The sequence below is a fragment of the Robertkochia sediminum genome (assembly GCF_016786255.1).
Lineage (GTDB): Bacteria > Bacteroidota > Bacteroidia > Flavobacteriales > Flavobacteriaceae > Robertkochia > Robertkochia sediminum.
The window spans coordinates 213,194-227,346 of record NZ_JADMKT010000067.1; the positions used below are offsets into that span (position 1 = coordinate 213,194).

A 14,153-nucleotide genomic window follows, 5' to 3' on the forward strand; every position below is an offset into this window, starting at 1 on the left:
TTCGCAGTATCTTTAGGGCATGAGGTCATGGATTATACTTTTTATCCTTTTCGTATCTCCTTATTTGTTGTTCTCACAGAGCGAGAGTAGGGACAGTATAAAGGTTGGCCTTGTTTTAAGTGGTGGGGGAGCCAAAGGGCTTGCCCATATCGGGGCGCTAAGAGCCATTGAAGAAGCCGGTGTTCGCATTGATTTTATTGGTGGAACCTCGATGGGGGCTATTGTTGGGGCATTATATGCCAGTGGGTATTCTGCACAGGCCCTCGATTCGATCTTCAGGAATACCGATATCCAATCGCTTATACAGGGGGAGATCCCCCGTGGCTCCATGAGCTTTTACGAGAAGAAAAAGGATGAACGCTATGCCCTAAGCCTTCCTTTTGACGATTTTAAGGTTTCCGTGCCTTCTTCGATCACCAGTGGTCAACGGGTATACAACGAATTTTCGCGTCTTCTTTTTCACGTGAGTGACGTCGAAGACTTTAACGATCTTCCCATTCCCTTTTTCTGTATGGCGACCGATGTGGAGACCGGAGATATGGTCAAGTTAGATAACGGCTATTTGCCGCTCTGCATTAGTGCTTCCGGGGCATTTCCTTCGCTTTTTGAGCCAGTGCGCATAGGTGATCGTACCCTGATCGATGGTGGGGTGGTAAACAACTATCCTATTGAGGAGGTTAGAGCGATGGGAGCCAACGTCATTATTGGGGTCGATGTACAGGATGCGCTAAAGACCAAAGAAGAGTTAAGGTCTGCCACCCAGGTATTGCTTCAGATCAATAATTACCGCACCGTTAGGGGAATGGTAAACAAAAGAGATTCAACCGATATTTACATCAAGCCTGATATTACAGATTACTCGGTGATCTCCTTCGATGAGGCTTCAGACATCATTGACCAGGGCTATCTTGCCGGGGAGCGCAAGCGAAATGCCCTTGATAGCCTAAGTGCTTTGCAGGCTCCCAAAAAGAAGCAGGAGGCATTTCCCGAAATAAAGAATGATTTTGTGTTGAATAGTGTGGAGATCTCCGGGAATCAACAGTATTCAAGACGCTATATAAAAGGTAAGCTGCGATATGAGATCAATGAGGTTACCAGCTTTGATGAGCTGGAACAAGGGTTTAGTAATCTGGAAGCGACAGAGAATTTCAGCAGTATAAAATATGTTTTAAGGCCCGCGGCTAAAGAAGGCCGGTATGATATGGAATTGCAATTGCAGGAAGATGCTACCAAAAGCTTTCTGCGTTTGGGAATTCATTACGACGGACTTTACAATACCGGTGGTTTGGTGAATTTAACGCGTAAGCATTTCCTGTTGTATGACGATGTGGTCTCTCTTGACTTTGTGGTGGGAGACCAGGTGAGGTATAATTTTAATTACTACCTCGATAAGGGGAGTTACTGGAGTCTCGGTGTTCGCTCCCGGTTCAACACCTTCGAGAAAGATGTCGATTTTGAATTCGTTACCCGGGAGACCGGTGTCGATCTTCCGGAGGTCAATAAATTGGATATCAAGCTTGCAGATCTTACCAACCAGATCTACGTGCAGACCAACTGGGGAGAAGAATTCGTTTTTGGTCTCGGACTGGAGCATAAATGGTTGCGCATACGTTCGGAAACCGTAGCGGCACGCCAAGGGCAATCGGTTGATCTGGATAATTCGAATTACCTTAGTGGTTACGGATTTCTAAAGCTGGATACCCTGGACGACCTGTATTTTCCAACAAGAGGCGTATTCTTTGATGCCGATTTTCATCTGTACATGGTCGTGACCGGATTGGAGTTTGAGGATACGAACAGTTTTTCGATCGCAAAGGCCAAGGGAGGTTTTGCCTTACCCATTACGCATAATTGGGCGCTAAATCTTTCTACTGAAGGTGGATTTAGCCTCGGAAGCGCCGACGTTAACTCCCTGGATTTTGTTTTAGGGGGCTATGGCGCAGCCTTCATCAATAACCTGACAGAATTCGTAGGGTACGATTTTTTGAGCTTTGGGGGCGATAGCTATGTTAAGGCAACCTTTAAGACCGACTGGAATTTTACCGGGAGTCACCACCTGAACTTTACGGCTAATATTGCAAATGCCGGGAACGGCATCTTCGAAAATGGCGAGTGGTGGACTCTTCCTGATTATATAGGATATGCTGCCGGATATGGATTCGAATCTCTGGTGGGGCCTGCAGAGATCATGTACAATTGGTCCCCTGAAGGTTCCAACGGTTTCTGGATGTTTAGTATCGGGTACCGGTTTTAAGATTTCCTTGTTGTAATTCCCCGACAATAATTACGATATTTGTCAAAAATTCAAACGTTTGAGTTATGCCTTTCTATCATAAATTGGGTAAGATCCCGCATAAACGTCATACCATTTTCCGCAAACCAGACGGTTCGCTCTATTACGAACAACTGTTCGGAACCATTGGCTTTGACGGGATGTCTACCAATTTGTATCATGTACACCGGCCTACACAGGTAAAAGAGATCAAAGGGAAAAAAGATGTGACCCCGAAAGTGGCTATTGAAAACAATATGCAGTCGTTCCGTTTTCACGGATTTAAAGTGAAACCCGAAGACGATTATCTTGATAGCCGTAAGGCTGTGCTTACCAATAGCGATTGTACCATTATCCTGGCTGCTCCGCGCAAATCGTTGAAAGACTATTTCTATAAGAACACCGATGCCGATGAGCTCATCTTTATTCACAAGGGTAGCGGAACCCTGCGTACCATGCTCGGGAATATCGATTTTAAATACGGCGACTATTTACTGGTGCCCCGGGGAGTGATCTACCAGATCGATTTTGATAGTGACGAAAACCGACTGTTTATCGTAGAGTCGAGGCGTCCGATCTATACGCCCAAACGCTACCGAAACTGGTTCGGGCAGCTTCTCGAGCACTCGCCTTTTTGCGAACGCGACCTGAGAGCTCCGGAAACCCTGGAAACTATCGATGAGAAGGGCGATTTCCTGATGAAGGTGAAAAAGCAGAATGCGGTCTTTGATATGGTGTATGCCACGCACCCTTTTGATGTGGTGGGATACGACGGATTTAATTTTCCGTATGCGTTCAGTATTCACGATTTTGAGCCTATAACGGGAAGAATTCACCAACCGCCACCGGTGCATCAGACCTTTGAGACCGATGCCTTTGTGGTGTGTAGTTTTGTTCCCCGACTGTACGACTATCACCCGGAATCGATCCCGGCGCCATACAATCACAGTAATATTGATTCTGACGAGGTGCTCTATTATGTCGATGGCGATTTTATGAGCCGTAACGATATCGAAGCCGGACATATATCCCTGCACCCTGCAGGAATTCCTCACGGCCCGCATCCGGGAGCTGTAGAGCGCAGTATCGGTAAGGAAAAGACCGAAGAGCTCGCGGTAATGGTAGACACCTTTAAACCCCTTATGGTTACGGAAGAGGCTATGGCCATCTCAGATGGTGATTATTACCGTTCGTGGTTAGAATAAAGAGAAGAAACTTATGTTAGACAGAAGAATAGATATTACCCCGCATCTGCGAGCAATGTGGTGAGTTGTTCATCAACAACATAAACAAGCGATGAATACTAACCTGTTAAATGAGAAAACAATGTCAACGAATACAACTTATGATCTGAATAAAGAGGTGGAAGGAGCAGAAGACTTCCTGCCTATTCTTGGAACCGATTACGTAGAACTTTACGTAGGTAATGCCAAACAGGCAGCACATTATTACCAATCGGCATGGGGCTTTCAGCCTGTGGCCTTTGCCGGACTGGAAACCGGTGTTAAAGACCGTGTGTCTTACGTGCTGCAACAAGATAAGATACGTCTGGTGCTTACTTCGCCCCTGCAGCAGGGAGGTGAGGTGAACCGTCATATCGAAAAACACGGTGATGGTGTTAAGGTGGTAGCCCTATGGGTAGACGATGCCACCAAAAGCTACCACGAGACCGTAAAGCGCGGGGCCGAAAGTTATATGGAGCCTAAGACCATTAGCGATGAGCAGGGAGAGGTAACGCTCTCCGGGATCCATACCTATGGTGAGACCGTGCATATTTTCGTAGAGCGTAAAAATTACAAGGGGCCTTTTATGCCCGGATTTAAAAAGTGGGATCCCGATTTTAAGCCTGAGCCATTAGGACTAAAATACATTGACCATATGGTAGGGAATGTGGGCTGGAACGAAATGAATAAATGGTGTGAATTCTATGCCAAGGTAATGGGCTTCGCCCAGTTGGTGTCTTTCGACGATAAGGATATCTCTACAGAATATACAGCCCTTATGAGTAAGGTGATGAGCAACGGGAATGGAAGGATCAAGTTCCCGATTAACGAACCTGCAGAGGGACGCAAGAAATCACAGATCGAAGAGTATATCGATTTTTACAACGGTGCCGGAGTGCAGCATATCGCCGTGGCTACCGATAATATTATAGAAACCGTAAAGCAATTAAAGGCTCGAGGTGTAGAATTTTTGTATGTTCCTGAGACCTATTACGATACGGTGCTGGATCGTGTGGGAGAGATCGACGAAGATCTGGAGCCACTAAAAGAGCTTGGGATCCTGATCGACCGCGATGATGAGGGGTATCTTTTACAGCTTTTTACCAAGCCGGTTCTCGACAGACCGACCATGTTTTTTGAGATCATTCAGCGAAAAGGGGCTCAATCTTTTGGAAAAGGGAACTTTAAAGCCCTTTTTGAAGCCATTGAAAGAGAGCAGGAATTGAGAGGAACACTGTAAAAAATTAAAATAATTGACGATTCGGCAACTTTTTGACCCGAACGTTAACCAGAAACTGCTAAAACAGTTAAACTTTATTTTGTCGCTTTTGCATCTGGAAACCTGTAGTATATTTGCCCTCGCAAAAGCGGGTGGTGCCCTTTTGCTGACTTTAAGTAAAGTTTTCATAATTTAAAGTTTTTGGTTGGTTAATGGAAGCCTGGCGTTATGCCGGGCTTTTTTTTTGCCCTTTGGAATAATAATTGTTTAGTACTCCGTTAGCATAAGTATGTTACTGAATTTTTTATTTTTGCACCATGTTTAGATACCTGCGATATAGTATGTTAGTGGTATTGCTCCTTTTCTCCACCGGCTTTGCTGTAGAAGAACCATCGGAGTACGGGACTAATACTTTTGAATCCGGTGAATGGTTTCGCTTTCGCATCCATTACGGATTCCTCAATGCGAGTTATGCAACCCTATCGCTCACAGAAGAAGAGTTCAAAGGCAAAGAGGTATTTCATGTCGTAGGGGAAGGTAGTACCACGGGATTGGCCCGTTGGTTCTTTAAAGTAGACGACCTTTACGAAACCTATTTTGATAAGCGATCGGGAAAGCCTTACCGCTTCATACGAAAGATCGATGAAGGAGGATACACCAAAGATCTGCTCATTGATTTTGATCATAAGACAAACGAAGCCCTGATCATAAACAGGAAACACGGGAAGCAAAAGACGATCCAGACCTCGGAAGGTATTCAGGACCTATTGTCGGGGTTCTACTATCTTAGGAATAATTATGAATCCAAGGACCTGGTCGTAGGAGAAGAGATCTCTCTTGATCTTCTTTATGATGAAGATGAGGTGTTTAAGTTCAAATTGAAGTTTCTCGGCAGAGAGGTTGTTGAGACCAAGTTCGGAAATGTACAATGTTTGAAGTTCAGGCCTTACGTATATTCCGGAAGGGTGTTCAAGGAGGAAGAAAGTCTTACTCTTTGGGTGTCTGATGATGATAACAAAGTGCCGGTGCGTATCAAGGCCGATCTGGTGATCGGTTCGCTTAAGGCCGATCTGGATGCCTTTAAAGGGCTCAAGTATCAATTTAAAATACTGATGTAGATGGCAATATCGCCTGATATTGAGAAACGTATTAAGTTACTCGAAGAGAAATACAAGAATTCCGGGCAGGACCTGGGATCTTACCTCGACGGATTATTACACGACCGGTACCTTACGTACTGGGACTATATACATTTAGACACCTTGCTGAGCTTGCAGGTGCCTAAGACCCACTTTCCCGATGAAGAGATCTTCATCATGTACCACCAGATCACAGAGCTCTACTTTAAACTGATCATCCATGAGCAAAAACAGCTCATCGATCACAAGATGCAGGATGTGAAGTTCCTAGCCTCCAGGATCGAAAGGATCAATAATTACTACCGCACGCTTATTTCTTCTTTCGATATTATGATCAAGGGGATGGACAGGGAGCAATTTTTGCAGTACCGGATGTCATTATTGCCTGCCAGCGGATTTCAAAGTGCGCAGTTCAGGATGATCGAGATCTACGCGACGCCTCTGGAAAATCTTCTGCATAATTCGGTTGCCGACACCTATGATATGGACACCGATCTGGAAACCCTCTATGAGAATATCTATTGGAAGAAAGGGGCTATAGACACTGCAACGGGAGAAAAGACCCTGACGCTAAAACAGTTTGAATACCGCTATACGCCGAGGTTCATGCGCATAGCTACCCAGGTTAAAGGGAATACGCTTTATGAAAAATACCTGAAGCTCCCGAAGGAGATCCGTGAAGACCGACACCTGGTAAAAGCCATGAGAACTCTCGACCAGAATGCCAATATTAACTGGAATCTCATGCATATGGGGGCGGCATACCGCCACCTCAGTAAAGATAAAACCACCATTGATGCTACCGGTGGTACAAATTGGAAGCAATACTTGCCGCCCAGTTTTCAAAAGGTCATCTTTTTCCCTGAGCTATGGAGTGCTCAGGAAAAGGACGAGTGGGGAAAACAATGGGTAGAACATATTTTTAATCCTCAAATCAAAAAGAACAATGCTTAAGAATGTAATGATTGGGATATTGCTGGTGTTCGCAGCAATAGGATGTAAGAGTGAAACTAAAAGTGATGAAGGGCTTGGAGAAAATGCCCTGACAGCAGAAGCTGTTGAAATTCCGGAGCCGGAAATAGCCTATGGTTATGACCTTTCGGAATATGAAGTGATTCGGGATACCATTGAGACAGGCGACAGTTTTGGTGCTATTCTACAAAACAACAAGCTGGAGTATCCGCAGATCTATCAGATCGTAGAAGCGGCTAAAGATTCTTTTAATGTAGCTAGTTTACAAGCCGGGAAGCCCTATACCTTGTTGTGCTCTAAAGAAGACAGTCTGCAGCGCCCCGTATGTTTTATCTATGAGCCTAACAAGGTGGAGTATGTGGTGATCGATTTCTCAGATTCTACCAAGGTGCGTAAAGAACGCAAGCCGGTGAAATTAGTAGAACGCGAAGTTTCGGGAGTCATTAACAGCTCCCTGTATGAGGCTTTCGTAGAGAACAATACGAATATTCTTGTCGCGTATAAGCTTTCGGATATCTATGCCTGGACCATCGACTTTTTCCGTATTCAGGAAGGCGATCGTTTTAAGGTGATCTTTACCGAAAAGTTCGTAGAGGATACCATTCCGGTTGGAGTGGGAGAGATCAAAGCTGCCTACTTCGAGCATAAGGGAGAGCCTATCTATGCCTTCCCTTTTGAAGTGGATTCGACCAAGCATATCGTAGATTACTTCGATGAGAATGCAAAAAACCTGAGGAGGGCCTTCCTGAGAGCCCCTGTTCAGTTTAGCAGGATCTCATCAAGATACAACCTGAAAAGACGTATCGCCTATTACGGATACAAGGTGCGTCCGCATAAAGGAACAGATTTTGCAGCTCCTATCGGAACGCCAATTCTTGCCACCGCCAACGGTACGGTGATCGAGTCCAGAAGAAAAGGGGGTAACGGGAATTATGTAAAGATCAAGCACAATGGAACCTATTCGACCCAGTACCTGCACATGCAGAAACGTCTGGTGAAAGTGGGTGACTTCGTAAAACAAGGCGATGTGATCGGGACCATTGGGATGACCGGAAATACCGGAGGCCCTCACGTGTGTTACCGCTTTTGGAAGAATGGACGCCAGGTAGATCCTTTCCGTCAGGACCTGCCGGATGCCGAGCCTATTAGTGAAGACCTTAAGGAAGAATACCTGAAGCATATCGCCCCGATAAGAGAACGTATAGATCTACTCGAATTTCCTGAGGAAAAACAGGAGATCCAGGGTAATGAGGAATTAATAACATTAAACGAATAACACAGGATATTATGGCTTTAAAAGCGATAAACCCCAGTAAGACCGGGGCATGGGAAAAACTGCAAGCCCATTTCGAGGAGATGAGCGACAAGCATATGAACGACCTCTTTAGTGAGGATCCTGCAAGGGCTAAAGAGATGGCCATTGAGTGGAACGACTTTTTTATAGATTATTCTAAGAACCGAATTACCGGTGAAACCCTTGAGCTTCTGCAGGAATTGGCAACAGCTTCTGAACTCAAGGATGCTATCGAAAAATATTTTTCAGGAGACCTGATCAATGAGACCGAAGGAAGAGCGGTATTGCATACTGCCTTGAGAGCAGCAGAAGATGCAGAGGTTATGGTGAACGGTGAGAATGTAATGCCTGAGATCTATAAGGTTCGCAATAAGATCAAGGAATTTTCTGAGGCTGTGATCAATGGTACCTTTAAAGGGTATACCGGAAAAGCGTTTACCCATGTGGTGAATATCGGGATCGGAGGTTCTGACCTCGGCCCTGCGATGGTGACCGAAGCTCTGGCCTATTACAAGAATCATCTCGATGTTCGTTTTATCAGTAACGTAGACGGAGACCACGTATGGGAGTCATTAAAGGGACTTGATCCTGAAACGACCCTTTTTGTGGTGGTTTCTAAAACCTTTACTACCCAGGAAACCCTGAGTAATGCGACTACTGCTAAGAATTGGTTACTGAAGACCGCAGCTCCGGAAGATGTAGCGAAGCATTTTGTTGCGGTGTCAACCAATCTTGAAAAGATCGATGAGTTCGGAATTGACAGTGCTAACGTATTCCCGATGTGGGACTGGGTTGGCGGACGATTCTCCCTTTGGAGTGCAGTAGGACTTTCTATCGCTCTGGCTGTAGGTTACGACAACTTTGCCAAGCTGCTCGACGGTGCAAGAGCCATGGATACCCACTTTAAGGAAACACCATTCGAAAGAAATATCCCAGTAGTACTCTCACTTATTAATGTGTGGTACAACAATTTCTATGGGGCCGATACCGAAGCTATTATTCCTTATACACAATATTTACAGCGTTTCTCGGCATACCTGCAACAAGGTATCATGGAGAGTAACGGAAAGAGCGTTGACCGTAATGGGAATCCTGTGGCTTACCAGACCGGGACCATTATCTGGGGAGAGCCGGGAACCAATTCACAGCACGCGTTCTTCCAGTTGATCCACCAGGGGACTAAATTGATCCCGGCCGACTTTATCGGTTACGCAGAGCCACTGCATGGGGATATGGATCACCACAACAAGCTCATGTCGAACTTCTTTGCCCAAACGGAGGCCTTGCTTAACGGGAAAGCCAAAGATGTGGTGGTAGCAGAGTTGAAGGCTCAGGGTAAATCGGAAGCAGAAATAAAAAAACTTACCCAGTTTAAGATCTTTGAAGGGAACCGTCCTACCAATACTTTCCTTATTGATAAGTTAACACCTCAGTCACTGGGAGCACTCATCGCCATGTACGAGCATAAGATCTTCGTTCAGGGGGTGATATGGAACATTTTCAGTTACGATCAATGGGGTGTGGAACTCGGAAAACAGTTGGCAAATAACATCTTAAAAGACTTTTCAGGCGAGTCCGGCCAGAAGCACGACGCATCTACCGAAAACCTTATAATGAGATATCTTCAAAAATAATGTGAAAATATTGACTTTTTAGCGACTTTTTTAACTAAAATGGCTGATGGTTTATATTGACTGTCAGCCTTTTATGTTTAATAATTTGTTAATTTTGCATCGGTTAGTCATAAGACTGACTATTGTATTTTTGCAATTATAATTCAAACTAACAATTCAAAAATGAGAACATTCTACAAATTTCTCTTACTGGTTGCGGTATTCTTCGCGGGCAGTTCAGTTTTTGCACAAGGTGTTGTTACCGGTACGGTAACCGACAAGGATCTCAATGAGCCTCTGCCGGGAGCCAACGTGACCGTAAAAGGTCAGACCGTAGGAGCATCTACAGATTTTAACGGAGAGTTTTCCCTTGAGGTGAACTCGAATTCAGGAACACTTTTGGTGAGCTACATTGGGTTCGTAACCCAGGAAGTGCCTTTTACGTTAAGTGGAGGTACTGCGAATGTAGGGACTATTAGCTTGGCTGCCGACGCAGAAGAGCTTGAAGGTGTTGTGGTTGTAGGTACAGGTGTTATTGACCTTGCCAGCGATCGTAAGACTCCAATTGCTGTTTCAACCATCAGCGCAGCTGAGATCCAGGAAAAAGCGGTAGGTAACGTTGAGTTTCCTGAGATCATGAAGAACACGCCAAACATTTACGTGTCTAACCAGGCAGGTGGATTTGGAGATTCTCAAATGTTCGTGAGAGGTTTTGACCAGACAAACGTAGCATACCTGCTCAATGGTCAGCCGATCAACGGGATGGAAGATGGTAGAATGTACTGGTCTAACTGGTCAGGGATGTCAGACATCGCTAACGGGATCCAGGTACAACGTGGTTTAGGATCGTCTAAACTTGCGATCTCTTCTGTTGGAGGTACGGTGAACATCGTTACCCGTGCGACCGACAGACAAGAAGGCGGATTTGCTCGCTTTATGGTAGGTAACGGAAGTTACTTCAAGACTACAGCTTCTTACAGCTCAGGTCTTAATGAGAACGGATGGGGATTCTCTTTCCTTTTCGATCACTGGCAGGCACACAGCAAGTGGGCTAACGGTACTAAAGGTCAGGGTCAGAACTATTTCTTCTCTGTTGGAAAGCAAGCAGGAAACCACAACTTCAACTTCCTGATCACCGGTGCTCCTCAGTGGCACGATCAGAACTTCTCTAAGAACCTTGATCTGTATGATGCATACGGTCTGAAATACAACAACAACTACGGTTTCAGAGATGGTGAATACCTTTCACTTCGTCGTAACTACTACCACAAGCCGGTTATGAACCTTAACTGGGACTGGAACATCAATGAGAAATCTAACTTCTCTACAGTAGTTTATGCTTCTTTTGGTAGAGGTGGAGGAACAGGAGATTACGGTGGTGGTATCCGCTTTATCGACTATCCTAATGGTGGAACAGATCCGCTTCAAAGAGGTGCTTATGATCCTGAGAACGGTCTGATCGATTGGGATTATATCGTGAATACTTCGAACTCGGGACTTCCTGGAAACCTTAGTGATGGTTTCAACGGAACAGTGCTTAGAGCTTCTGTGAATAACCACGCATGGTACGGATCTGTATTCAACTACAGCTACGATACCCTTAAGAACTTTACCTTTAATGTAGGTGCCGATTTCCGTTTCTATAAAGGAGATCACTTCCGTCAGCTAACCGATCTTTTAGGTCTTGACGGACGTATCGAAGATGGTATCAGTGGCCGTCCTGACGGTTATGTAGTATCTTCTACTTTTGAAGCTAATCCATGGTCTGCCCTATTCGATTTTGCCGATGAGGGAGAGCGTATTAACTATGACTACTCTGAGAATATCAACTATCAGGGTGCTTTCGGACAGGTTGAGTATGCGAATGGCGGATTTACTGCCTTCCTTCAGGGGTCGCTTTCGAACCAGTCTTATAAGCGTGAAGATCGTGCTAATTTTGATACTCCTAAGCAATCGCCTACCGTTAACAAGGACGGATACAATATCAAAGGTGGTGCTGCATGGAACTTTACCGAAGGACATACCGTATTTGTAAACACCGGTAAGTATTCAAGACAGCCTTTCCTGGATAACATCTTTGGAAACCGTCGTGATCAAACCGAGCTTGCTGAGCCTGAAGTAGAAAATGAAGAGATCTTCGGATTCGAAGGAGGTTACCGCTTCCAGACTTCAGACTTCAGATTGAACATCAACGGGTACTACACCAAGTGGGATAACAGATTCCTCGCTTCAAGCGGTGATTACGAAGATGCTGCCGGAGATATCGTATTTGCGAACTTCCAGTTCAGCAACATCGGTCAGGTGCACACCGGTATCGAGATCGATGCGAAATACAAGCCTTCTGTAGACCTTATGTTTAGAGGTTACTTCACCGCTGGTGACTGGAACTTCGACGGAACGACTCCACTGCGTATTTTTAACAATGATACCAACGAGGAGATCGCTCAGGAAACCGTAACTCTTGATACTAAAGTTGGTCAGGCGCCACAAACGTCTTACGGACTAGGAGTGTCTTACAGCCTGCTGCCTAACAAGCTTAGCTTTGATCTTGACTGGAATGGGTATGCTAACCTCTACGGATTTGTTGATGTAGAAGATGTGGTTGAGGCTTCCAGAAATGGTGAGTCTTACGAGGCTGAAAAATTGAATAACTATTCACTGTTCGACCTCGGAGCTTCATATATCTTCAACCTTGGAGAAAATGACCTTGTATTGAGAGGAAACATCTATAACCTCTTTAATAATGAGTATATCAACCAACGCGATAACTTCGGGTACTTCTACGGAAACGGAACTACCTATAACGTAAGCGTTCGTTATAACTTCTAATAGCTTTTAAGCTATAATAAGAGGCCCCATCAACCGATGGGGCTTTTTTTATACGTAAAATGCTTACATTTGATACCATATAAAATCGCTAACAACTATGTACACCTATCTGAATACCTTACACTCGTACTGGGCATACTTTACCCTGTTCATTCTTGTAGTAGCCGTTATTAACGCTGTAGCCGGATTGTCTTCCAATAAGGAATACACCATGGCGAAAGACCTGCGTATCGGACTCTTCGCGCTCATTTTTTCACATATCCAATTGGTGTTGGGACTTATTCTTTATTTCGTTACTCCGCTTTTCGAGGCGTGGAAAGCCGGTGGAGTGATGGGAGATAGTTTGTTGAGGTTGCTCCTGGTGGAGCACCCCTTCGTGAATATCCTGGCCATCGCCTTGATCACTATCGGATGGAGCAAGCATAAAAAGGAAACTACATCGAAAGGGAAGTTTAAAAAGATCGCCGTATTCTACGGTCTGGGGCTAGTTCTCATTCTTTCCAGAATCCCCTACCACCTTTGGTTCGACTAAAGGGTCGTGTTCAGAAGCAGTAAAAAGAACGTAGACCGGAAAATGATCGCTGTATCCGCCGGTATAAGTTCTGCCAATATAGGTTCTTAACGGGTATCCCCGGTAAGCACCCCTTGAAGACCTTAACCAGGCCGGCATGAAAATGCCGGCCTTTTTATATGCATAAGAGTGTTCCTGATTACCCAACTTTTTACCGGAAAGCAATATTTGATCAAATAAATGCCAGCGATCCCTGTAGGCCAACGAGCCGTATCCCTTTCTGAATAGTTCGAGCATGGGGTTAAAAAGCGTTTCCAGGCTGTCTGAAGCCTTATTTCTTCCTCTTAGGCCGTAGTACATGCTGGGGTCCGTAGGATCGTCGTTAAAATCGCCCATAGCAATCAGAAAAGGCTCGCTGTACAGCCGTTTTATCGAATCTATCGCCCTGCGGTTAAGCTTTGCGGCCAGCGACCTCAGTCGTGCGCTTTGTTCCTTTCCACCCCTTCGTGAAGGCCAGTGGTTAATGAGAATATGAATGAGTTCTTCTCCCAGGTAACCGCTAACTACCAAAAGGTCCCTGGTGTATAGGCGGTACCCTTCTTCATGGTACATGCGTAGGGTATGAGTCTCAGTGTGATGGGGTATAAACGATGATCGCCTGTATAAAAGGGCCACATCGATGCCTCTGTGATCGGGAGAATCTTTATGGATGATCTCGTAATCTCCACCCTGAAGGGCATCGTGATGTATAAGATCTTGCAATACGCCTGCGTTCTCAACCTCTGCCACCCCCAGAAGGTCTGGCCCGGGTTTTTCATGAAGGCCTCCCAGAGACCTGATCACCCTCCCCAGGTTCCTGATCTTGGTGTTGTATCGCCTAAGGTTCCACTCCGGTTGGTCGTAAACCGAATTCGATGGTTCGGGTAGTTCAGCACGGTGTGGCGAAAAAAGATTTTCTACATTGTAAAAGGCAATAAGCGTTTCGCGCGTCTCCTGGCTGCACACCTTCGAACACGAGCATAAATGAAGAAGGATAAGAATGATTACTGTTCGCATATGGGAAATTATTCAGCATAAATAT

At 45.2% G+C, this 14,153-nt stretch carries 10 protein-coding genes; 9 read left to right on the plus strand and 1 reads right to left on the minus strand.

Annotated elements, in window-relative coordinates:
* Positions 1–19: 19 nt before the first annotated feature.
* From IS446_RS03905 to IS446_RS03945, 9 genes are all read left to right on the plus strand, one after another.
* On the plus strand, positions 20–2,254 hold the full coding sequence (locus IS446_RS03905; RefSeq protein WP_203058681.1) for a patatin-like phospholipase family protein: 2,235 nt from the start codon (positions 20–22) through the stop codon (positions 2,252–2,254).
* Positions 2,255–2,319: 65 nt separating this feature from the next.
* Positions 2,320–3,477 carry a homogentisate 1,2-dioxygenase gene (locus IS446_RS03910; protein WP_203058682.1) on the plus strand — a complete coding sequence of 386 codons (1,158 nt, stop codon included), beginning with the start codon at positions 2,320–2,322 and terminating at the stop codon, positions 3,475–3,477.
* 121 nt (positions 3,478–3,598) lie between these two features.
* A complete protein-coding gene (gene hppD / locus IS446_RS03915) occupies positions 3,599–4,735 on the plus strand; it encodes a 4-hydroxyphenylpyruvate dioxygenase (RefSeq protein ID WP_203058683.1) in 1,137 nt (378 codons plus the stop codon).
* Positions 4,736–5,031: 296 nt separating this feature from the next.
* Positions 5,032–5,832: a DUF3108 domain-containing protein gene (locus IS446_RS03920; RefSeq protein WP_235996392.1), complete on the plus strand. Its 801-nt coding sequence runs from the start codon at positions 5,032–5,034 to the stop codon at positions 5,830–5,832.
* Positions 5,833–6,807 (plus strand): tryptophan 2,3-dioxygenase family protein, encoded by a 975-nt coding sequence (locus IS446_RS03925; RefSeq protein WP_203058684.1) that lies wholly within the window; start codon positions 5,833–5,835, stop codon positions 6,805–6,807.
* Positions 6,800–8,101, plus strand: coding sequence for a M23 family metallopeptidase (locus tag IS446_RS03930; RefSeq protein WP_203058685.1), 1,302 nt, complete (start codon positions 6,800–6,802; stop codon positions 8,099–8,101). Before IS446_RS03925 ends, IS446_RS03930 begins: the two co-directional genes overlap by 8 nt.
* Positions 8,102–8,112: 11 nt before the next feature.
* Entirely contained in the window at positions 8,113–9,753 is a 1,641-nt protein-coding gene (pgi, locus tag IS446_RS03935; protein WP_203058686.1) for a glucose-6-phosphate isomerase, read from the plus strand.
* A gap of 162 nt (positions 9,754–9,915) precedes the next feature.
* Positions 9,916–12,561 (plus strand): TonB-dependent receptor, encoded by a 2,646-nt coding sequence (locus tag IS446_RS03940; protein ID WP_203058687.1) that lies wholly within the window; start codon positions 9,916–9,918, stop codon positions 12,559–12,561.
* Between the two features lie 97 nt (positions 12,562–12,658).
* Positions 12,659–13,093: a hypothetical protein gene (locus tag IS446_RS03945; RefSeq protein ID WP_203058688.1), complete on the plus strand. Its 435-nt coding sequence runs from the start codon at positions 12,659–12,661 to the stop codon at positions 13,091–13,093.
* Here the strand turns inward: IS446_RS03945 and IS446_RS03950 are convergent.
* Positions 13,046–14,128, minus strand: a complete 1,083-nt coding sequence (locus IS446_RS03950; RefSeq protein WP_203058689.1) for an endonuclease/exonuclease/phosphatase family protein — start codon at positions 14,126–14,128, stop codon at positions 13,046–13,048. The genes IS446_RS03945 and IS446_RS03950 overlap by 48 nt on opposite strands.
* Between the last annotated feature and the right edge of the window lie 25 nt (positions 14,129–14,153).